Here is a 23,808-nt window from a genome sequence, read left to right on the forward strand (position 1 = left end):
TACACATCTTTGATTTTTCCATTTTTTCTGCACTATGTTTTCTTTGATTTTTCCAGCTTTTTAGCACTACATTATCTTTGTCTCTTCCAGCCTTTCAGCACTACATTATCTTTGTCTCTTCCAGCTTTTCAGTGAATGCGTCATTCATCTTTATTATTGGTCTTCGCAAAACCAAACCTACAAATAAAGAAATCACAAGGAATATTCCAAGCTTTCCAAGTTCAATCCAATATGTCATTTCGTACATGCCGCCAACTGCTTCTCTTAAAGCTGTCATACTGTATGTAAATGGAAGTAGTGGATATACTGCCCTGAAAAATCCCGGTGCCACTTCAATTGGGAAGGTGCCGCCTGCGCCAGCTACCTGAACAACAAGTAAAATAACGCTTATGGCTTTTCCTATGTCCCCAAAAGATACTGTTAATGTGTAAATAATATTTACATAAACAATACTTGAAAACCAGCACGCAAATACAAATAAAAATGGATGTTCGCACTGTATTCCTAAATAATACAAATCGCCTAAAGCAATTAACGTGCTTTGCATCAAGCCAACAATTAAGAAAATAATGTATCTTCCACAGTATGCCTGATAATTCTGTAAGTTCCTAAGAGATTTTTTCATTTTTTCAGAAATATTTACTTTTAACATTGCTACCAATACAATTCCGCCTATCCATATTGATAAGGTTGAGTAAAATGGTGCCATTGAAGAACCATAGTTATCTATTGGATACAACTTGGTCGTTTTTAACTGTACAGGTGTTGCCAAAAATGAAGTTAAATCTTCTTTGTTACCCATGATTAGTGATTTCAAATCTGAATTGTCGCCATCTTTTGCATTTTTCAACTTGCCTGTTGTTTTTCTGATTTTCTTTGCTGCTTTTGATAAAAGTTTACCTGAGTCTGACAATGTTTTCTTTATCTGTGATAAATCTGAATCAACAGAATCTGATAACTTATAAATTCCTTTTGCGCTGTTATCAATTTTTGTTAAAAGACCTGAAATGTCATTTTCAACATTACCTGCTGAATCTGAAATTTTCTTTAAAGCCTCTTCCACGTCTTTTGAGTAATCTGTTTTTACTGATGATACAGATGTTTTACTTTTATCAACTAATTTCAAAATATCTGCTTTGTCCTTGTTTAACTGACTTTTCCCTGTAGTAAGATTTTTTTCAGCTTCACCTAATTTGTCATTTAATTTCTCCTGTGTTTCTAATGATGCATCTATTTTTGAAATTAAAAACTGAGTGTACTTACTTAACTCAGGGTGACGACTTTCAATTGATTCTAATGAAGACTTCAACTTGGAGTAGTCGCTAATCATTGAATTAACTTTTGATGATGTCTTGTTAAGTGTGGTCTTAACGTCTGTAGTATTCTGACTTTGACTGCTTAGTGCATCTTCAATAACATCACCCATTTCTCCGTAAAATTTCTTTCCTGAAGAAAGTGCGCTGTTAATGGCATCTGTTGTAGCAGTTAGTGTGTCTTTAATGCCACTAAACTGTTTTTTAATTCCGCTAAATTCTTTTTCGCTACTTTTTGTGTTGCTTTTTGTATCCTTAAAAAAGTCTGTAGTTGTGCTTAACATGCTTTGTGAAGCATCTGCCATGTTGCCAAAAGTTTCCAGCGTGCTTTGTGTAGCTTCAAGATCATCTGCGATTTTATCCAGATTGTTCCACAAATTATTAACAATATCGTCTGCATCTCCTGCCTGCGCAAGATTTGATACACTTTGAAGAGCTGTTAAGGCTGTATCAGATACTGTCTCAATAAATACCTGATTTACCTGCTTTTGAATTGCCGAAGCACCCTTGTCAGTAACCTTAGGTGCAATGGCATTTTCTTTAGCATTTGAATAATATATAATATTAGGCTTCTTTACATTTTTTGAAAAAATGCTCATCATTCGGTTACTAAAATTCTCAGGTATTACAATTGCTGCATAATATTTTCCGGATTTCACACCGTCAACCGCTTTTTTCTTTGACGTAAAAACCCAATCCATTTGAGTGTTTTCTCTTAATGCTGACAAAACCTGATTACCCACATTTAGTTTAATAGGAATCAAAGTTCCCTCATAACCGTCATCTACACTTGCCACAGCCACCTTAAGATTTCCAGTGTTGCTGTATGGATCCCAACTTCCTGCAATGTTAAACCATGCGTACAGGCAAGGTACAATCGTAATACCCATGATTACAATAAGGGCTATTACGTTTTTATGGATGCGAATGACATCTTTTTTGAAAATTCTTAAAATATTCTTCATGTGTCCTTCTCCTCCTTTAATACTTTTACAAAATCTTCTGAAGTGAATCCACTTACCTTAATTTGCTTTTGTATTTTGTTGTGAATATATTCCACGCAAATCAAGTAAACCGCAAGAATTATTATTGATAAAATCCACAATATTAAAAATACCAATTTGGATTCTAAACTAAACATTAATATTAAAAATACTAAAGGAATTATAATTATATTAATAAATCCGATTTTAATTTTCTTCTGATAATTCTTTTCAAACTTAGCAGACTTTTCCAGGAATTGCTTTCTTCCATATTCATCCTGCAAAATTGCTCTCGCTATCATTTGAAGTTGTTTGTTTTTATTTGTAGCTGTTGCAGTTTCACATAACATCAAATCTGTTTTTGCCAACTCTTTATCAAACATATTGTTCAAATTAAGAATTAACGGTCTGATTACCAAGCCTACAAACAAAGCTAAAATTATAAACACAACCAACGCTATCATGTTTTCCAAATAAATATGACCGTAATAGCCTGCCACACACTCACGCATAGCATTAATGCCGTATGTAAATGGCATTAACGGATGTAGCTTTTGGAAAAATTCCGGCATCATTTCAATAGGATATGTTCCTGACGAACCTGGTATCTGCAAAATAACAAGTAATACCGCAACCGCTTTTCCTATGTGCTTAAATGTTATTGACAGTGCAAAAATAATATTTACATAAACGAATGATAAAAACATACCTGTTAAAATAAATACAAAAGGATGTACGCACTGTGTTCTAAGTATTACTAAATCTCCAACGCACACTATGAATCCCTGCACAACGGCTGTGCACACATACAAAAGCCATCTTCCGAAATAGCCCTGTGTTGCTGAGAATTTTTCTTTTATTCCTTCTCTGTCAACTTCCTGTTTTAAAATAGAAACTAAAATCAAACCACCTACCCACAAAGCAAGGTTTGTGTAAAATGGTGTCATGCCAGAGCCATAATTTTTTACTTCATATAGCACTTCTGATTCCATATCAACAGGTGATGCCATAAAATCTGATATTTTTTCAGTGTCAATTCCCTTTAATGAAATTAACTCTTCGTATGTTCCCGTACTACTAATTGCCTGAAGGTCTGTTACAATTCCTTCTAACTTTTCATCAACTTTTGCTAATGTTTCTTTTGCATTATCCATTGTTGTTGAAATGTTGTTGAGACTTTTACCAAACTGTTTTAATATTTTCTTTGCTTCTTTGACTGTTGGTTTTATCCCTTTCAGAGTTGAGCTTAAATTGCCGTTAATGGTAACCATGCCATCCAAAGATGCGTATACATTAGGCAATGTTTTCTTCTGAAAATCACTTTGGTAACCGTCTAAGGATTTCTTGCCATTTGTAGCCACTGAACCAATTTGTTCTCTTGTGGATTTTGACTTAGCTATAGTCTTATCAAGTGTAGAATTACCGCTGTTTAGGGATGATTGTATTTTTCCTAAAGCTGTATCTACGTCATTAATTTCACTAATCTGCTTTTCGATTTTTGTTGTGGCACTGTCATTTCCAAGCTTACGGTTAAGCTGTGCAAGCTCCTCTAATATTTTTGAATTTCTTTTAACCAAAGAATTAACCTGGTCAATTCCTACCTCCAACTCTTCTTTTGCACTTGTCCCTTTGTTTTCAAAATTTGTTAATTTTGTTGAAGTTGCTATTGCAATATCATTAAAATCACTCTCTATATTCTGTAGTTTATTTGAAAATGTGCCGTTAAAAGTTCTTAGCTTTTCTCTTGAATTTGTAATTCGTGAAGATACACCTGCAACAGAATCTGATGTAGAATCAGCCACCTTATTAACTTCATTTAAAATATCGATTGTATCATCAATTATTTTTTCCGAACTCTTTGCTGTTTTCTTAAAATTCTTAAGAACTTTATTATATTCTTCAATATTTTTATGAACTAAAGAAATGTCATTAATGATTGTTTCGTTTGCATCATCAACATCACCCTTTATCTTTTTCGCCGCCTCACTTACCATTTTTGATATTGCTTCTGAAGCTGTTGACGAAAAAGTGTCATTTATCTGTTGCTGTATTGTTGTAGCGCCTGAATCTGTAATCTTTGGTGCAATTGCATTTTTCTTTTCATTTAGATAATAATCCAGCTCCGGCTGTTTAAGCTTGCCGGACAAAATACTAAGTAGGGATTCACTGAAATCTTTCGGAATTACTATTGCCGCATAATATTTTCCGGATTTCACCCCTTCCTTTGCCTGACTTTCACTTACAAAAGTCCAACCCAGCTTGTCATTTTTCTTTAGACTCTCTACAATATTTTCTCCCGCATTCATTGACAGAAGCTCTGTTTCTTTTCCCACATCACAATTTGCTATTGCAACTTTTACGCCCTGAGTATTTGCATAGGGATCTATGTTAGCTGCAATATTGAACCAGGCATATAATGAAGGAAGAAGACTTACTCCCACCATAATAAGAGCCGCCGCTCTGTTGCTAAACGCCCTGCGAAAATCTCTTTTAAAAATCTTTAAAACTGTTCTCATTCAACTCTCCTATTTGCCACTTTTTACTATTTTCATAATAAAATACCATAACATAATCATAGGTAAAAAACTACGTCAGATTGCACAAAAAAAGGTAATTATTTTTATTTCAATAATTACCTTTTTTCCCTACATATATATTTACTTTCTTATAATTTTTGACCATTCACTGTAGTATTTTTTTCCACCTATTTCAACATAAGATTTTATTTTCAGAAAATACTTTCCTTTTTTTATCTTTTTAATAAGCTTACTTTTCTGTTTGCCATTTACTTTTATTGTTTTTACATTCTTCTTGAACTTTTTATCTTTGCTAATCTTTATTACATAACCGGTAACATTTTTCTGTTTCTTCCAACTAATCTTCATACCTGATTTTTTTCTAGTAGCTTTAAAACCTGTTACTTTTTTAGGTCCTTTAGTTACCTTTAAACCAATTTGAACATTATAGAAATCAGCATAGTAATATGTTGTTCCCACTGGTATTTTGTTTGCATAAGCTTTGCTAAATGTAACAGTTATGATTTTCCCTTTCTGAACTATTTTATAATCTTTTGTATTAATGATTTTTCCATTGTTAAAAATATTTTTGAACAGATTCATATCAACGTTTGTCCCTAAAACTGTTGTATCAATTTGGGCTACAATTTCACCATTTTTTTCAGGCTTACTAAAATCAAAATACAAGTCCTTTATTTGCGTTTTGTTATTTACCACATATAATCTTGTTGGCACAACAACCTTTTCAAAAACAATATCAAAATTATAAGCTCCATCTTTTAATAACTTCAGATACTTTTCTTTCAATGAAACCTTAACTATTTCATTTTTTTCATTTTCTGATGTTATATCATAATTCTCTTTGTTTAAGCTTTTTCCATCTAATAGGATATCTTCAAATTCATTATAATTAACAAGATTTCTATCTTTAGTTAAGAAATCCTCTCCTATTTCAATGGTTGCATCACCTTGTCCTTCCCAAATTGAAAATAGCAAGTATGCGTCTTTAAAATTTACTTTTGTTTCACTTGCCCCTACATTGTTTGCAGATGAAAACAACACTGTCGCCATTAATAAAGCTCCTACAATTTTACATATTTTGTGTTTCATAAAATTACCTCCTAACAAAAAAAGTCCTCTTGTGAAGTATGCAAGAGAACTTTATATTTATTTTTTGTTTTTTCTTTTATTTTCTTCATACCACATTTTTATTGTATACCGTAAACTGACTTTATGCAACATTTTTTATTTTTTTTCAATTTATTCAAACTTTTTAAAATTATTTTTAAAAATCACACACGATTTTATGTAAGTTATTTTCTCCCCCAAGCTTAACAAAGAGCAAAAAAAGCAATAGTACCTCATTACAAATACTACTGCTTTTTCTTATTTATTTTCCGCTTGTAGCCTTCAGTCGAACCATTGCTCTTGCAAGAGATGCTCTTGAATGATGATATTCACGCATACTTTGCTTTTGTCGCAATTGTTCTTCGGCTCTTTCTTTTGCCTCTAAAGCTCTGGCTTTATCGATTTCCTCAGGCAACTCGGCTGTTTCTACTAAAACAGTTACTCGGTTGTTGATTATCTGGGCAAAGCCTGTACCTACAACTACTGTTGTATATTTGTCTGCGCCTTCAGGTTTAAATTTCAATTCACCATTTTCTACTGCATTGACCATGTTTTCATGGTGTGCAAGAATTTCTTCCTGCCCATCTGCAACAGGTACTATAATTGAAACACATCTTCCTGAAAAGAAAATCTTCTTAGCAGACGCTATTCTTAGATAAAATGTATTAGTCGCCATATATTACTCCAATCCTTGCAATACATGATTTTATTCCTTCATCTTGCTTGCTTTTTTAATAACATCGTCAATTGTTCCTACATTAAAGAATGCATTTTCAGGATATTCATCCATTTCACCTGAAATAATAGCCTTGAAACCTTTTATAGTTTCGCTAAGTGGAACATATTCACCCTTTACACCTGTAAAGTTCTCAGCTACATGGAATGGCTGTGATAAGAATTTCTGAATTTTTCTTGCTCTGTATACAAGTGTCTTATCTTCTTCTGATAATTCTTCCATACCAAGAATTGCGATAATATCCTGTAATTCTTTATATTTCTGAAGAATTTCCTGAACCTTACGTGCTACTTCATAATGCTCTTTACCAACAATGTCTTCCTCAAGGATACGTGATGATGATTCTAGAGGATCTACAGCAGGATAAATACCCTGTTCAACAATCTTTCTTGATAATACTGTTGTGGCATCCAAGTGAGCAAATGTTGTTGCAGGTGCCGGGTCAGTTAAGTCATCGGCTGGTACATATACAGCCTGAACTGATGTAATTGAACCGTTCTTTGTAGATGCGATTCTTTCCTGAAGTTCACCCATTTCATTTGCAAGTGTTGGCTGATAACCTACGGCTGATGGCATACGTCCTAAAAGGGCTGATACTTCAGAACCTGCCTGTGTAAATCTGAAAATATTATCAATGAATAACAATACGTTCTGATGTTCCACATCTCTGAAATATTCTGCCATTGTAAGTCCTGTTTCAGCAACACGCATACGTGCTCCAGGTGGCTCGTTCATCTGTCCAAACACTAGGGCTGTTTTTTCAAGAACACCTGATTCTTTCATTTCAGTCCATAAGTCATTACCTTCTCTTGATCTTTCACCTACACCTGTAAATATTGAATATCCACCATGCTCAGTTGCAACGTTGCTGATAAGTTCCTGAATTAATACAGTTTTACCAACGCCGGCACCACCGAACAAACCGATTTTACCACCTTTAGCGTATGGTGCTAAAAGGTCGATTACCTTAATACCTGTTTCCAATATTTCCTGGGCTGGGTTCTGCTGGTCAAAGCTTGGTGCTTCTCTATGGATTTCCCATTTGTCTGCATCATCTAATGCTTTGCCACCATCTATTGCTTCACCTAAAACGTTAAATAAACGTCCTAATGTTTCTTTTCCTACCGGAGTTTTTATACCACTTCCTGTAGCAACAACTTCCATGTCTCTTGAAAGTCCTTCACTTGACGCAAGCATAACGCAACGAACAACGTCGTTTCCAATATGCTGTGCAACTTCCATTACGCACTTTTTATCACCATTTTGTACTTCAAGTGCGTCTTTAATTGCGGGAAGTTCACCATTTTCAAATGCAACGTCTACAACAGGACCTAAAACCTGTACTATTTTACCTGTTTTCATTTGAACTGTTCCTCCATTACTTCTTATTTTTCTGTGACTTGGCTCCAGCGATTACCTCGGTAATTTCCTGAGTAATTGCTGCCTGCCTTGCGCGGTTGTAAAGCACGCTTAACTCCTGAAGCATGTCTTTTGCACTTTTTGTTGCCGCTTCCATTGCCATCATTCTTGCATTTTGTTCACAGGAATAACTTTCTACTAAAGCACCGTAAACAAAACCTTCAATGTAGGCAGGTACAATCTTGTTCATTACCTCTTCAGGTGATGGCCTGAATGTTACCTGTTCCAATGGAATGTCTGCAGGAATTTTCATCTGAAAATCTGTTTTATAAAGTGGTAACAACTGCTTTATTTCTGCTTCTTCCTTAATTGGATTAATCATTTTTGTATATATAATATGAATTTCATCTAACTCATTGTTTATATACAATTCCAACAATTCTTCTGTAATATTTCTAGCTCTGTTTAATGTTGGATTTTGTATTGTGTAATGAAATTGTTTATCTATGTGTACTCCTCTTTTTTCAAAATAATGTCGTCCAACTTCACCTAAAACAAACAATTTATTATCTTTGTGAGCTTCAATTTCTTCTTCCGCAATTTTTAAAATATTGTGGTTATAAGAACCTGCAAGACCTTTATCTGCGGTAATTACTATGTAACCTACCTTTGGGTCTTTTTTCTCATCTCTTGATTTTTCAAAATATTTGCTTTCAATGTCAGGTACATGTCTTAAAATTCTGCTCATCTGTGTCTGCAACTCATAGAAATAAGGCTCTGTATCCTGCAACATCTTTTTGGACTTTTTTAATTTTGATGAGGATATCATGTACATTGCATTTGTAATTTTCAATGTATCATTAATACTACTCATTCTTTCCTGAATTTCTTTTGCATTTGCCATATTATTCGCTCCTGCTTAATTTTAATTCTTTGTTTCCATAAATTCATGTGCTGCATCAATTATTGCCTTTGAAATTTCTTCTGTAAGAACTTTTTCAGTTTCAATCTTTTCTGTAATTTCACCATGTTTTAAATCTATATAATTTAAAACTTCTCTACAACAATCTCTTACTTCTTTAGTTGGAACTTCATCGAATATTCCGTTATTTGCCATTGTAAGAATCATAACCTGTTCATGTAATGAATATGGATGGCATAACTTCTGTTTTAAAAGTTCCATTAATGCTTTACCATGATTTAACTGTTTCTTTGTGTTGTCATCCAAGTCTGAAGAAAACTGTGTGAATACTTCCATTTCTCTGTACTGTGCAAGGTCAATTCTTACACTACCTGCTGCCTTCTTCATGGCTTTTGTCTGTGCTGCACCACCTACACGTGATACAGAAAGTCCAACGTTTACGGCTGGTCTCATACCTGAATTAAATAAGTTACTTTCAAGGAATATCTGACCGTCTGTAATTGAAATTACGTTTGTTGGAATGTATGCTGAAACGTCGCCTGCCTGTGTTTCAATAATAGGAAGGGCTGTAATTGAACCACCGCCTAATTCATCACTTAATTTGCTTGAACGTTCCAATAATCTTGAATGTAAATAGAATACGTCACCAGGATAAGCTTCACGTCCAGGTGATCTTTCTAATAATAATGAAATAGCTCTGTATGCTACGGCGTGTTTTGACAAATCATCATATACAATTAAAACATCTTTTCCCTGATGCATGAAGAATTCTGCCATTGATGTACCTGCGTATGGTGCAATGTACTGTAATGATGCTGCATCACTGGCTGTAGCTGACATTACTATTGAGTAATCCATTGCTTTATGTTCCTGCAAAGTTGATACAATCTTTGCAACTGTTGATGCTTTCTGTCCGATTGCAACGTAGATACAAATAACATCTTTACCTCTCTGGTTAATAATTGTATCAGTTGCTATAGATGTTTTACCTGTCTGTCTGTCACCGATAATTAATTCTCTTTGTCCACGTCCAATTGGGAACATTGAGTCAATTGACAAAATACCTGTTTCCATTGGTGTATCAACGGATTTTCTGTCTACGATACCGGGAGCATCCTGTTCAACTGGTAAATATCCTTCTTCTTCAATATTTCCTTTTCCGTCAATTGGTTCACCTAAAGCATTTACTACTCTTCCGATAAATCCTTTACCTACAGGAACTCCGGCTTTCTTCTTAGTTCTTACAACTTTTGTGCCTTCCTTAATACCTGTATCTCTACCAAATAAAATACATCCTATTTCATTTTGACGGATATCCTGAACCATACCTTTTGTACCATTTTCGAAAACTACGATTTCTCCATACATGGCATGTTCAATTCCGTAAATAGTGGCGATACCATCACCAACCCATATAACTTTTCCGGTTTCTCTATCGCTTTCTTTCCACTCAAAGTTTTCAATTTCGCTTTGTATAATGGAAATTATATTTTCTGCACTAATTGCACTCACTTGTTTCACCTCCCGGTTATCTTCTCCTGCAATTGTCTTAAACGTTCTTTATAACTTTTATCGTACTCATGGTTTCCAATTTTAAGTACATAGCCACCTAATAACGTGTCGTCAATTTCCTGTGTCAGAATAACCTTGTAATCTGCATATTTTTCTTTTAATATGTTGTCAGCTTCTTGTTTTTCTGCATCTGTAAATGATGAAGTACAAATCAGTTTTGCATGAATTATTTTATTCATCTGGTCGTAATATAAGTAATACTGTTCAAAAATGGCTTTCATGTCATCTGCCTGATTGTTCTTACACATTACCTGCAAAAATCTAATAAGCTTTTCTGAAATATTCTCACTTGAAAATACTTTTCCTATTATATTGACTTTAACTTCCTTTGGAATTGTAGGATTGTTAATTGTTTCCTGTAGAAGTGGTGTAAGAGAAAAAATATTCTCTACACTTTCAACTTCACTTCTATCCAAGTTTAAGCCATATAATACTTTCGCATTATTTACTACTTGTATTGTCACTTCTATCACCTGTTTTTACGATTTTTTCTGCTGCTGCAATTGCTAATCTGGCAATATCTGCCTGAACAGCTTTTCTTGCATTTTCCTGCTCTCTTTCAATGTTGCCTCTGGCTCTTTCCATCATATCCTGAGTTTCCTGCTGTGTAGTTTCAATAGCCTTGGCTCTTTCTTTTTCAGAACGCTGTCTTGCTTCAACAATAATCTTATCGGCTTCCTCTTTAACTACTTCAAGCTTCTTTTCATAATCTGTTTTCAACTGATTTGCATCATCTGTAACTTTTTGTGCATTATCAATTTGATCTTTTATTATGTTTTCTCTGTCCTGTATAACTTTTAGCACAGGCTGAAAAAGAAATTTTCTAAATATAGCATAAAGAACTAAGATATTAACTATTGTCCAAACAATGTTCCATATATCTAATTTAAGCATACGCTTTTCCTACCTTTCTGCTTTTATTATTTTAAAAGAAGAATGATTAATAGGGCAATTACGAATCCGTAAATAGCTGTTGCTTCGGCAAGGGCACATCCTAAAAGAAGTGACTTACTGATTTTTCCTTCTGCTTCAGGCTGTCTTGCAATTGCATCACAAGCTGATGCTGTTGCTTTACCAATACCCATACCTGCTCCAATACCTGTTAATACTGCAATACCTGCTCCAATTGCTACTAATAATGATGTTGACATAATAATTTCTCCTTTACGTTTTCAAATTTGTTTTTATTTTTTATTTTTATTCAGTTGCTTCTTTTATAAATAAGGATGTTAGGAATACAAAAACATATGCCTGAATCAATCCATCGAATATATCGAAGTAACAACTAAATACTGCCGGTAAGAATGCCGGAACTACAATTTTTAATAATTCCATGATTACAAATGAACCTAATACATTACCAAATAGTCGCATACAAAGTGAAAGTGGTTTAATAAATACCTCTAACACATTAATTGGTAAAACTATTGGCATAGGCTCTGCGAAGCTTTTCAGCCATCCTTTAGTTCCTTTTTGTCTTACTCCTGCCACCTCTATAAGGACTATACTCATGACTGCCAGTGCCACTGTAACATTCATATCCTTTGTTGGTGGTTTAAACCCTATTAAACCAATAAGGTTTGCAATTCCTATGTAAAGCACAACTGACATAAGATAAGGAATATATGCTGTTCCATGTTCTCCTATGGTGCCTTTAAAGAAATTGTACAGTCCCTGAACTGCTGTTTCCAAAACAATTTGTTTTCTGCCCGGGTTTTCTACTTTTAAATTTCTAACAAGTAGAACACATATGAGCAAAACCGCCAGCATGATTATCCAAGTTACTACTACTGATTCGTAAATTGGAATGCCGCCAAAAATTGGAATCGTGAAAACAACATCGCAATTCAGCTCTTCTAATAATCTGTTAACAATGTCATTCAACAGTTTCACTTCCTTTCATGACAACTTTTTAACTGCCACGTATTATAACTCTTTTCTTGGGAATATGTAAAATATATCTTTAATATATTTACTATATCATTTTAGTATGGTATTGTATAAAAAGTACATATATATTTAGAATGATTATACATTTATGGTAATTTTATACATTAGTCAAAAAATTCCTAAAAAAATTTAATTTTACTTAATTTTTTTAGATCGTCATTTAATTAGACACTCTTAAATACTTGTATAATATGGAATGGTTATATGGTTGTTTTCCATATTCTTATAATATATATTTGTATGATATCTTTATATGCTTTGAAATATTATAAGGTTACAATTTATTTTTCATTTAGATTTTCACTTGGGAGGTTAGACATGATTACTTTTGATTATTATAGAATTTTTTATTTTGTGGCAAAATACAAAAGCTTTACTAAGGCTGCGGAAGTTTTACAAAACAGCCAGCCTAACATAAGCAGATGCATGGGGAACTTAGAGCAGGAACTTGAATGTAAATTGTTTATGCGCTCTAATCGTGGCATTATTTTAACGCCTGAAGGAAAGAAACTGTACAAACATGTTTCCATTGCCTACAAACACCTTACTTTAGGTGAAGAGGAGCTTCATCAGGACAAGACTTTTGAAAAGGGTATTATTACAATTGGTGTTAGTGAGAACGCTCTGCGACTTTTCCTGTTAGATAAACTTGAAATTTTTCACGAACAGTTTCCTAATATTAGAATTCGTATTTTTAATCACTCTACACCGGAAGCCATACGTGCCATGAGAGCAAACTTAATTGACTTGGCAGTTGTCACCACTCCAATGTCATTAAAAAAGCCTCTTGAGAAAATTCCTTTAAGTAAATGTAAGGAAATTCTTATTTGCGGTCCTAAGTACAGTTACCTTACAGACACAGCCAAAAGTCTTAAGGACTTAACAGAAATTCCTTTAATCAGTTTATCTGAAGGTACAGGAACTTATGATTTGTACAATAAGTTCTATATAGCTCACAGCGTACCTTTTACTCCTGATATGGAAGTTGCTACTACAGACCAGATTATTCCTATGATTACACATAATCTTGGCATTGGCTTTTATCCGGAAGATTTGGCAACAGAACTAATAGAAGATAAAAAAGTCTTTCCTATTAATATTGAAGAAAAACTTCCTATTAGAGAAGTCTGTTTGGTTAAAAATAAAAGTAGTGCCATGAGCACCTCGGTTCAGAAATTTTATAACTTCCTAAGAAATTCTGTTTCATAGAGAAAAAATTTCTTAGAACAAAGAATGGTCCCTGCCACATTTTACGCGTCAGGTGCATGCCCGTTTGAAACTATTTTTTATTACACAAAAAACGCAGGTTTGTAAAAATAATTACATTCCTGCGTCTTAAGAAAGGCTTCCTATACGATGCCTTTCTATATCTTCTTATAATATTTATATTTCTTTGTGCTGTATAGGTAGGACAACTGTAACTGTTGTGCCTTCGCCTAATGAACTTTTTATTTTCAGTTCATATTGATTCTCGTATATTAATTTAAGTCTGTCACGTATGTTATTAATTCCAATTCCTGTAAAATGTTCTGACTTTCTACTGCTCTTACCGTTTTCAAGTTCGTTAACCTGTCTTTCATCCATTCCAACACCGTTGTCAATAATTTCTACAATAAGTTTTTCTGCTTTTTCTCTTACACATACAAAAATTTCTCCATTTTGTCCCTCAGGAAATCCATGGAAGAATGCATTCTCAATAAACGGCTGTAAAATCATTTTAGGAATCATTAACTGGTCCGGTTCGTTTATGCTTATGAAAAACTCTGTTTTGATTTTTTCGCCATATCGGATTTCGTTAATATACATGTAGTTTTTCAGATTTTCTATTTCTTCTTCAACGGAAATATATTCATCTGACTTGCTTATTGTACTTCTAAGCAACTTAATAAATGCATCAATTGCTTTTGTTGATTTTACAGTATCACCCTGCATAATCAACCATTTTATGCTGGTTAATGTATTGTAAATATAATGAGGGTTTATCTGCATTTGAAGAGCATGTATCTCAGCCTGTCGTTTTTGCTTCTGTATCTCAATTATGCTGTCAACATAATGGTTGATATCATGAAGCATTCTGTTATATGACTTTGCAAGCTCCTGAATTTCTCCATCCCCTGTCACTTCCGCATATTGATTAAAATCACCCTTTGCTACATAAGACATTTTTCTTCCAAGCTGTCTTAATGGCGACATGGTTCTTCTAATTAAAATATAAATTACTAAAAGAACTGCTCCTGTAATTATTGCAATGTACCACATCAAAGTTGAAATATTATAAAGACTTTCAATGGCCTCATTTGCATCTACCGTAAAGCACAAACTGTAATCCACGTATGGAATTTTTTTACACAAAACCATATTAGTCTTTGCGTTTTTCTCCATTTTCTCAACAGTGATTTCTTTTTCAAGCATTTCGTTTGTTATCTTTTGTAGTTCTGTATCTGTTTCTCCTATTTGATATTTATCAGTAGATGAGACAATCATGCCATTGCTGTCAATTATGCTAATACTGTTGTATTGGTTTTCACCATATCTATAGAAGTTATCCAGCTCACTATCAGGTATTAAAATCACACCATAACCATACAACTTATTATTCATATCTCTTAATGCCTTTACTCCTAAAATTATGGAGCTTGACTTAGTTGCATAAGTAAAGCCTTCATCTACATAGCTGTAACATAACTTTCGGTTGTTTTTTCGTGCTTCATTAAAAACTTCATTTTGTTTAATTTCTTTCCAGTCTTTTGTAAGCACATCATTGTTATTTACAGAGATTTCTCCCTCTTTTGACACAAGCAGGACCGTTGTTCCGCTAAGCTTACTTTCGATTGCATTTTGAAAAGACTTCTGCATGTTATGCATTGCAACAAATTTATCTGCTAATGACGAATTCTTTCCTGAGTAATACATATTTATGTCATAACTTGTGGAAATATTGTCAAATGTTTTTTCAATACTGTCAAAATATTCTTCCAAATCTTCCTGTATTTTCTCAATGTTTTTTTCCTGTGAATCTCCATACACTTCACTGAAAAAGTCTTTTGAAAATTTATTTACAAGGAGAATATTAATCTGACTAATTAAAACAACACCGATAATAATTGCTGCCATTATTTTAATAATAAGGCTGCCTTTTCTCTCCTTTAAGCCTTTTTTTATACTGTCCCTTTTGTGGATTTTTTCCTTACCGCTTAGCACTTTCTTGTTCTGTATCTTTTTATTCCATGCCTTCTCACTGTGCATTTTTTCATCTTCTCTATTCATATTTTATTCCCTGAATATTTATAATATATTCTTTTTATACATATTGTAATAATTTTGTTTTTTATCTGAATCGTCTTCTGTACACACTTGGTGTGTACCCTGTGTTTTTCTTAAATACACGACAAAAATAACTATGATCTGAATATCCAACCATTGTACTTACGTCTGAAATAGGTATATCTTCCTTCTTCAAAATTTCACAGGATTTTTCAATTCTGATTTTGTTTAAATAACCACTGAAACCTTCCTTATTTTTGGAATTAAAATATGATGATAAATAGTTGTAATTATAATTAAACTCTTTTGCCAGAGAATCCAAATCCAATGGTTCCATGTAATGTTCCAAAATATGCTTTGTTATTTTGTTCATTACCCTGTCGGTACCTGTCATGTTTTCAGCAAAAGCCTTTTTTATTTCATCTAAAATTTCATCCAGCTTCTTTAAAAAATCAGTAACATAAATAGTCTCTTCTATTTCTTTAAAATACTTACGTCTCATAGGTTCAACATCAATGTCATATTCTTCTAGCATAATAATAATGTTGTAAATAAAGTTTTTAGCCTTATTCTTGATTTTCTCGCAATTGTCATGAGCCTTGGCACATTTTTCAATATAGCCACGCATTTTTCCTATTGCTGTATTGTATTCACCATTTCGCAAATCATAGGAGAAATCATTATAATCAAATTTGGGAATTTCTTTCTGGATTTCCTTAGAATATTCCATATTCAATATTGATTTATTGTCATAATAAAAGCCGCTGTTTATCTGACTTTCCACCTGTAAATAAATTTCTCTTACATCCTGTATATTTTCAAATCTTTTGCTTAAAACAAAAAATCCCTTAGGCTTAACATTTTTTACCCTTTCAGCAATCCTAGATAATTTTTCCAAAACACCGATTTCGTAAACAATATCATAATTAAAAACGTATATTAAATTTCTGTTATCAATAACTGTTCTACCAAATATGATTCCTGCTTCGTTCAGTGTTTTTCGGATTTCTTTTCTGATTTTTGCTACATAATCGTTATCATTTTCAAATGCATAATTTATGTCAACTGCAAACATCCTATATGTATTTAGTTTTGCAAATTCAGGGAAATCCTGTATGTTCATGGAATCTGAATAACCTGCTATGTACCACTCTAATGCATGATTCAAATTCAAATTGCTGTTACCTGACAAACTAAATCCCGGTATGCTGTCTGCTGCTCTCTTTAAAGCTTCCAGAAAAACCTCTCCTGTTAATGTAGGCTTTAAAATATAATCCATTGCCCCGTTTTTGAGAGTTTCCTTTACATAGCAAAAGTCATCAAAACCACTTAGAACAATAATCTTTATGTCTGGATATTTTTCATGAACTTCCTTTGTAAGTTCCACTCCGTCCATTACCGGCATTACAACATCCATTACAACTATATGTGGTTTTAATTCCTCAACCATAATAAGGGCTTCCTTACCGTTGGTGGCTTCACCAACGATAAGAAATCCCTCTTTATCCCAATTAACTAAATGTTTTATTCCCTGTCTCATAATGTACTCATCATCGACAATTAATACTTTACATAAGTCTGACATTTTTCACTCACCTTTTCTAACTTCTTTGCTTTGCAGGTGATATGTTGAATTTAAATTCGTGAACTTTTGACTTAGGAATTGTATATATTTCCTGAACTGGTGCGCCCCAACTGTCGTCACCACCAACTCCCATTTGCTGTCCTAAAACACGTACCCAGGTGTAGCTGCTTTGTGGAAGTTCTTCTATATGCATTGCGTTTTCAAGTTCTGCCGCACTGTATGGTAATACACTTCCCTCAATTGGTTTATCCACATAAGAGAATCTGATTCCTTCTTGTGTTTCATCTGTAATTTCCATATATCTTATGCCTGTTCTGTTACCACATTCCTGAGGTATTAAATAGGAAGACATATTGTCTGCTGCTGTAGTTTCATAAACTCCAAGCTTTGCACCTTTGTTTCTGTCCTGATAATTTTCTTCAGGTCCATTTCCAAAATATTTTACATTAACGAATTCTTTTGGTAATTTAAATTCCATACCATATAAAGGAATTGAAAATTCGTCCTCACCTTTTAACTTGAAATCTACGTCTATTGAGCCATCTCCATATACCAAATATGAAATTGTACAGCTCTTTCCTTCTATTGGAAGAACATAGTCATATGTTATTTTTATGCCCTCTTCCAACTCATCTTTTGCAAATCCTGTACACTTTGCAGTTTTTCCTGCTTTGTCCCATATAGCATATTGGAAATCTAAGCCACAACCTTTGTCATTGTCTGTATATGCTCTTACAAATGTTGGCTTAGGTGCCCTTGTAATGTATTCCTTATCTGAATATACAAGTGAAATAATTCCTGCTTCCTGCTTTGAGAACATGGCAAAGAAATCATTTCCTCTAACACCGATATTTACATCTCCATTAATAACTTCTAAATTGTTAATGGCTGTTTTTTCAGTGTTGCAGACACCCTCAAAAACATACTGTTCCTTAGCAATTTCAAAGCCTTTTTCAGCCCACTTTTCATCACCTTTTAGCTGTATAGACATATTATAAATATAATCTTCATTTCTTGTCAAACCTATAGTTTCAGGTATGTTTAGCTGAAAACGTTTTTTCTCTCCCGGTTCCACATCAAAAGAATATTCTTTCTTACAAATGCTTGTTTCCTTTTGGATTATTTCCAATACAAAAACATATTTGTTAGTATTTGTAAACAAATTCTGGTTATCTATTTCTATTTCATTCTCAAAAATGTTCATCTTGATATTCTGATATAAATATTTTACTTCCTGAACCTTTGGTGAAGGAGTTCTGTTTGCGTAAATTATTCCATCTGTACAGAAGCAATAATCTGTTGCCCGTTCGCCAAAGTCTCCGCCGTACTTTAATACCTTCTTACCGTTTTCTTCTACTTCAATTGCCTGATCAATATAATCCCAAATGAAGCCTCCCTGGTACATATCATATTTGTCTTCCAAATCTGTGTACAAATGCATGCCACCACATGAATTTCCCATGGCATGTGTGTACTCGCAGTTAATGTATGGTTTCTTTGGATTGTTTTCCAAATATTCAACTACATCCTGAGGTTTTGCGTACATTCTGCTTTCCATATCAGTAATATGGTCAAACTCTCTATTCCAAACTACACCTTCATAATGTACTAATCTTGTATTATCTTTGGCATGTAAATATTTAGATGTTGCCTCTAAAACAGTTCCTGCATAAGACTCATTTCCTAAAGACCACATAAGTATTGCAGGATGATTTTTATCTCTTTCGTACATTGACTGTGTTCTGTCGAGAATGCACTCTTTCCATTCATCGTGACTTCCCGGAACATTCCATGACGGCTCAATTACACCCATTTTCTGCCATGAGCCATGGCTTTCTAAGTTAGTTTCATCAATTAAATAAATCCCGTATTCGTCGCAAAGTCTGTACCATAAACTCTGGTTTGGATAGTGTGAAGTTCTTACAGCATTAATGTTATTTCGTTTCATAAAATTAATGTCGTAAATCATTTCTTCCTTTGTAATAGCTCTGCCTTCAGTAGCGCTAAACTCATGTCTGTTTACACCTTTGAAAATAATACGCTTGCCGTTTAGACACATAACTTTGTTGATTATTTCAAACTTTCTAAAGCCGAATTTTGTAAATGCAACTTCTACTACTTCATTATTTTCATTGTATAAATAAACAATTACTTCATATAAATTTGGTTTTTCTCCGCTCCAAGGAGCAATGTTTTCAACTTTTGAGGATAATTCAAATTTGTCCGTTGTGTTACCCTCAAATAAAGTTTCTACTTCTCCATTTGGATTTTTTAAATCTATTTTATATTTATTACCTATAGCACCTGTTATAGTAATTTTTGTGTTTAAATCGCCTGTGTGATTTTTGTAATCATAATCAGATTTCAAATCAATGTCGTATACGTGACTTTTTGGAAGTCCCTGTAAATAAACATCTCTGAATATGCCTGAGAATCTCCAAAAATCCTGATCCTCAATCCAGCTTGCGCTACTTCTTTTGTATACTTCCACTGCAAGTTTATTGTTTTTTTCCTGTACAAAATCTGTTATGTCAAATTCTGATGGTGTAAAAGTATCCTCAGAATATCCCACAAACTCTCCGTTTACCCAAACATAAAAAGCCACTTCAACACCCTGGAATGAAAGAATAATATTTTTATCCAAAAGGCTGTTATCCAGGTCAAAATATTTTACATAACTTCCAACAGGATTATATTCTTCTGATACCTGAGGTGGACGCATTTCCTCTCTGCCATCCCAAGGATACATTGTATTAATATACTGACATCTGTCGTACCCCTGAAGCTGAATATGTCCCGGTACATTTATTTTGTCAAATTTTTCTGTGGAAAAATCCATTTTATAAAAGTCTGCCATTCGCTCTGCCGGCTTATTTGCGTAAGCAAAGTCCCACTGACCGTTCAATGACTGAAATAAACTGCTTTTATTATTCTTGTAGGCTTCTTCACTTTCATATACAAAGTGGTCAGAATGTGCATCCATTCTGTTTACACGAAAAACTTCCGGATTGCTTAGCCAGTTTAATTCCGGTTTTAATACTGATTTTTTCATTTTTACCTCCGCTCCATATTTTTATATTTATACTAATATGGATTACAGCTAAAATTTCTTTTAACCATAATCCATATTATTGTGTTTTTTATGTTCTTTTTTAACCTTTTACTGAGCCTGTCATTCCCTGTACAAAGTTCTTCTGCATTAAGAAGAAGATTAATGCTGTTGGGATTGTTGCGATTACAACTGCTACCATCATCATTCCATAATCAGGTGTGTATGATGAACCTAATGCTGAAAGAATAAGTGGTAATGTTTTCTTTTCAGGTGACTGTAAAGAAATTAATGGCCACATGTAGTTGTTCCAGCTTGTCATAAATGTAACAATAATAGCTGCTGCGTATGTTGATTTCATTGTTGGAATGAAAATCTTTGTGAAAATTCCAAATTCTCCAAGTCCGTCTAATCTTGCAGCCTCAACCAAATCTTTTGGAAATGTCTGAGTGTTCTGACGGAAGAAGAAAATTAAGAATGCCGTTGCTATGGCAATAATAATTACTGATCCCGGTGTATTAATTCCAATCCAGCTTAATATTGGAATTGTATTAAAATTACCAAATAACTGGAATAATGGAATCATTAATGCTGCAAAAGGAATCATCATTGAAACAAGAATAACACTAAATACTCTGTCTCTTGCTTTTGACTTGTATACTTCAAAAGCATATCCTGCTGCAGATGAAATAATCATTGCAAGTGTTGTTGTAACTACTGCGATTATAATTGAGTTCTTAAATGCTCCAAAATAATTTAAGTCTGATGCAATTAATGACTTAAAGTTCTCTACAATATGACTTCCAATCATTAATGTGCCTTTTGATACATCTACAGACTTGTTTGTAGCTGCCACAATCATCCAATAAAATGGGAAGATTGAAATGATACTTAATATAATTAATATAACGTACTGTAAAATACTCATTATTTTTTTCTTAGTCATTCTTGTCACCTACTTTCATTTGGATAAATGACAATACAACTACCAAGATAACTATTACATAAGATATAGCTGATGCATATCCGAAGTTTGAGTTATATTTAAACATTGTATTGTAAATGTACTGTGATATTGTAATTGTTGCATTAGCCGGGCCACCGTCTGTGATGTTTACAACTTCATCGAATAACTGTAATGTACCTATTGTTGAGTTAATTGTTGTAAATAAAATAATTGGCTTAAGCATTGGTAATGTAATATATCTGAATCTTGCAAATGCTGAAGCTCCATCAATCTGAGCTGATTCGTAAATTGAATCGTCAATTCCCTGCATACCTGATAAATAGAATACCATATTGTATCCTGTCCATCTCCATGTAATGGCAATGATAATTAAAACCTTTGCCGCTATAGGATTTGTAAGCCACTGAATTGGTTCACTTACAAGATGTATGTTCATAAGTATTGAGTTAATAATTCCATCTGTTGCAAATAAACTTTTGAAAATAATGGAATATGCTACCAGTGATGTTACACATGGTAAGAAAATTGCTGTTCTGAAAAATCCTCTGAATTTTAACTTCTTATTATTTAACATTGATGAAATTGCAAGTGCTAAAAGAATCATTATTGGCACCTGAATTATCAAGTATAAAACTGTGTTAAATAATGCTTTTTTAAATGTTTCGTCTGTTAATAATCTTTTATAATTATCCAGTCCCGTAAAAGTTAAGTTACTTCCCATTCCTGTTTTTAATGATAACAGGAATGACTGTACCATTGGGTAAAATACAAATATAAGTATTAAAATAAATGCCGGAAGAACAAATGCCCATCCTTTTCTATTTAATTTGGGACTCATCCCACTGTTACGGGTAACTGCTTTATTTCGTTTTTTTAGTTTATCCATTTTAACGCAGCCTCCTTTATCTACTACCTTCTGTTTACTTCTTCACACATGTTTGTTTAATAAGTATTGGTTTCAAAAGCAAACCCGATGTCCACATAATGGGAAACATTCTTGTGAATATCGGGCCACTTCTGAGTCTTGTTTTTTAGATTTTTAAATTAGTTTATCTTAAGTACCGTAAAATTTACTGTACTGCTGATTCTACTTTGCTCTGATATGATTTTAATGTTGAATCCATGTCAGCTCCTCCAACGATTGCTGAAACAGCTTCTGTCATCATATCTTCAATTGCATAAGTATGAACTCCATAATTTACTGTTGGAACCTTTTCTGTCCATGATCCAAGGTCACCGAAAATCTTCTGGCCACCGAAGTATTTATCTTCTTCTTTGTATGCTGCACAATCTGATGATGCATTTAATGTACTTACTAAGCTAATATCTTTTGCAAGTGAGTTCATAAGATCTGTGTTGCTACCAAATGTTTTTGCTAAGAAATCAGCTGCTAACTTGCTGTTACCTGTATTCTTTAATACATACCAACCTGCACCACCAATTGATGAAGCATTAACTGATGATGAGTTTGAACCCATCTTAGGAAATGCTGCTACAGCCCATTTTCCACTCTGGTCTTCTGCTGCCTTGATTGAAGGAGCAATCCAGCAACCTGTAATAACTGAAGCTACGTCACCATTGTTAAATGCACCTACAAACTGATTCCAGTCTGAAGTCTGCTTTGTAATGCCTGCGTCTACTAAATCTTTGTAAATCTTAATTGCATCTTTTAATGCCTGATTGTTTGAAATTGTTACTTTTCCGTCCTTGTCTGTATACCAGGCACCTGCACTCTGTAACATCATACGAATCTGACCTATGTCACTAGGATCAAGTGTACACATGTACTTGCCTGTCTTTTCTTTTACTTTCTTACCAATTTCAATGTATTTTTCCCAAGTGATGTTCTGTAAATCTTTTTCTGAATATCCTGCCTGTTTTAAAATATCTGTTCTATAGAATAATCCTGCAACACCACTGTCAAATGGAACGCCATATACTTTTCCATTAAGTGTGTTTACACCTGTTTTATAATTTGCGAAATCGTCATTATTAACAACTGATGATAAATCATAAAACTCATCCTGATATGACTGTAAGTATCCCTGAATTCTGTAATCTTCAATAAGAACTACATCTGGAAGACCGTCATAAGATTTTGATGAAAGACTTGTATTTAACTTTGCAACAATGTCATCCTGTGCCATTGTAACAACTTTAATTTTTACATCCTTATCAATTCCTTTGTAAATTTCTGCTGCTTCCTTTGCTGCCTTAATGTTAAAATTCTCATCCCAAGCCCAAACTGTAATAGTTTTGCTATCCTTTGATGAGTTGCTCTTACTTCCTGAGCTGCTACCACATCCTACCATTCCCAATGTCATAACTGCTGCCATTGCAAATGCTACAACTTTTTTTAGTTTCATAAAAAATTTCCTCCTTACAATTTTTTTATTCGGGTTTCTTTGTAATTCAATAGTACCATAGTAACATTTTCACAGTTAGGACATAGTTCAGTGTAATT

The 23,808-nt window shown here is 33.6% G+C and carries 18 protein-coding genes; 1 reads left to right on the forward strand and 17 read right to left on the reverse strand.

Going from position 1 to position 23,808, the window contains the following annotated elements:
- Window positions 1-100: 100 nt before the first annotated feature.
- The 11 genes from ACZM4J_RS04410 to ACZM4J_RS04460 form a co-directional block, all read right to left on the reverse strand.
- Window positions 101-2,278: a YhgE/Pip domain-containing protein gene (locus tag ACZM4J_RS04410; RefSeq protein WP_022165338.1), complete on the reverse strand. Its 2,178-nt coding sequence runs from the start codon at window positions 2,276-2,278 to the stop codon at window positions 101-103.
- Entirely contained in the window at window positions 2,275-4,812 is a 2,538-nt protein-coding gene (locus ACZM4J_RS04415; protein ID WP_428245221.1) for a YhgE/Pip family protein, read from the reverse strand. The genes ACZM4J_RS04410 and ACZM4J_RS04415 overlap by 4 nt, the downstream gene beginning before the upstream one ends.
- Before the next feature lie 141 nt (window positions 4,813-4,953).
- Window positions 4,954-5,922, reverse strand: coding sequence for a hypothetical protein (locus ACZM4J_RS04420; RefSeq protein ID WP_302689595.1), 969 nt, complete (start codon window positions 5,920-5,922; stop codon window positions 4,954-4,956).
- Window positions 5,923-6,202: 280 nt separating this feature from the next.
- A complete protein-coding gene (gene atpC, locus ACZM4J_RS04425) occupies window positions 6,203-6,616 on the reverse strand; it encodes an ATP synthase F1 subunit epsilon (protein ID WP_022165335.1) in 414 nt (137 codons plus the stop codon).
- 30 nt (window positions 6,617-6,646) lie between these two features.
- Window positions 6,647-8,038, reverse strand: a complete 1,392-nt coding sequence (atpD, locus tag ACZM4J_RS04430) for a F0F1 ATP synthase subunit beta (RefSeq protein WP_412336315.1) — start codon at window positions 8,036-8,038, stop codon at window positions 6,647-6,649.
- A 16-nt stretch (window positions 8,039-8,054) separates the two neighbouring features.
- Window positions 8,055-8,939 (reverse strand): ATP synthase F1 subunit gamma, encoded by an 885-nt coding sequence (atpG, locus tag ACZM4J_RS04435; protein WP_022165333.1) that lies wholly within the window; start codon window positions 8,937-8,939, stop codon window positions 8,055-8,057.
- Between the two features lie 21 nt (window positions 8,940-8,960).
- Complete coding sequence (atpA, locus tag ACZM4J_RS04440) at window positions 8,961-10,478, reverse strand: F0F1 ATP synthase subunit alpha (protein WP_368074867.1); 1,518 nt, start codon at window positions 10,476-10,478, stop codon at window positions 8,961-8,963.
- Window positions 10,475-10,993, reverse strand: coding sequence for an ATP synthase F1 subunit delta (atpH, locus tag ACZM4J_RS04445; RefSeq protein WP_022165331.1), 519 nt, complete (start codon window positions 10,991-10,993; stop codon window positions 10,475-10,477). Before atpH ends, atpA begins: the two co-directional genes overlap by 4 nt.
- On the reverse strand, window positions 10,971-11,423 hold the full coding sequence (gene atpF / locus ACZM4J_RS04450; RefSeq protein WP_022165330.1) for a F0F1 ATP synthase subunit B: 453 nt from the start codon (window positions 11,421-11,423) through the stop codon (window positions 10,971-10,973). The genes atpH and atpF overlap by 23 nt, the downstream gene beginning before the upstream one ends.
- Window positions 11,424-11,449: 26 nt before the next feature.
- Window positions 11,450-11,680, reverse strand: coding sequence for an ATP synthase F0 subunit C (gene atpE, locus ACZM4J_RS04455; protein WP_022165329.1), 231 nt, complete (start codon window positions 11,678-11,680; stop codon window positions 11,450-11,452).
- Between the two features lie 46 nt (window positions 11,681-11,726).
- A complete protein-coding gene (locus ACZM4J_RS04460; RefSeq protein ID WP_022165328.1) occupies window positions 11,727-12,413 on the reverse strand; it encodes a F0F1 ATP synthase subunit A in 687 nt (228 codons plus the stop codon).
- Window positions 12,414-12,797: 384 nt separating this feature from the next.
- Here ACZM4J_RS04460 and ACZM4J_RS04465 point away from each other — a divergent pair, with 384 nt between their 5' ends.
- Window positions 12,798-13,688, forward strand: coding sequence for a LysR family transcriptional regulator (locus ACZM4J_RS04465; protein WP_412336314.1), 891 nt, complete (start codon window positions 12,798-12,800; stop codon window positions 13,686-13,688).
- A 174-nt stretch (window positions 13,689-13,862) separates the two neighbouring features.
- Here the strand turns inward: ACZM4J_RS04465 and ACZM4J_RS04470 are convergent, their stop codons facing one another.
- The 6 genes from ACZM4J_RS04470 to ACZM4J_RS04495 form a co-directional block, all read right to left on the reverse strand.
- On the reverse strand, window positions 13,863-15,746 hold the full coding sequence (locus ACZM4J_RS04470; RefSeq protein WP_489485666.1) for a sensor histidine kinase: 1,884 nt from the start codon (window positions 15,744-15,746) through the stop codon (window positions 13,863-13,865).
- A 61-nt stretch (window positions 15,747-15,807) separates the two neighbouring features.
- On the reverse strand, window positions 15,808-17,328 hold the full coding sequence (locus ACZM4J_RS04475; RefSeq protein WP_022165326.1) for a response regulator transcription factor: 1,521 nt from the start codon (window positions 17,326-17,328) through the stop codon (window positions 15,808-15,810).
- A gap of 16 nt (window positions 17,329-17,344) precedes the next feature.
- Entirely contained in the window at window positions 17,345-20,380 is a 3,036-nt protein-coding gene (gene lacZ, locus ACZM4J_RS04480; RefSeq protein WP_489485668.1) for a beta-galactosidase, LacZ type, read from the reverse strand.
- A gap of 100 nt (window positions 20,381-20,480) precedes the next feature.
- The gene (locus ACZM4J_RS04485; protein ID WP_022165324.1) at window positions 20,481-21,323 is read right to left on the reverse strand and encodes a carbohydrate ABC transporter permease; all 843 of its coding nucleotides are present in this window, start codon (window positions 21,321-21,323) and stop codon (window positions 20,481-20,483) included.
- Window positions 21,316-22,182 (reverse strand): carbohydrate ABC transporter permease, encoded by an 867-nt coding sequence (locus tag ACZM4J_RS04490; RefSeq protein ID WP_412336437.1) that lies wholly within the window; start codon window positions 22,180-22,182, stop codon window positions 21,316-21,318. Before ACZM4J_RS04490 ends, ACZM4J_RS04485 begins: the two co-directional genes overlap by 8 nt.
- 232 nt (window positions 22,183-22,414) lie before the next feature.
- On the reverse strand, window positions 22,415-23,710 hold the full coding sequence (locus ACZM4J_RS04495; protein ID WP_022165322.1) for an ABC transporter substrate-binding protein: 1,296 nt from the start codon (window positions 23,708-23,710) through the stop codon (window positions 22,415-22,417).
- Window positions 23,711-23,808: the final 98 nt, after the last annotated feature.

It is taken from the genome of Eubacterium sp. (assembly GCF_057858645.1).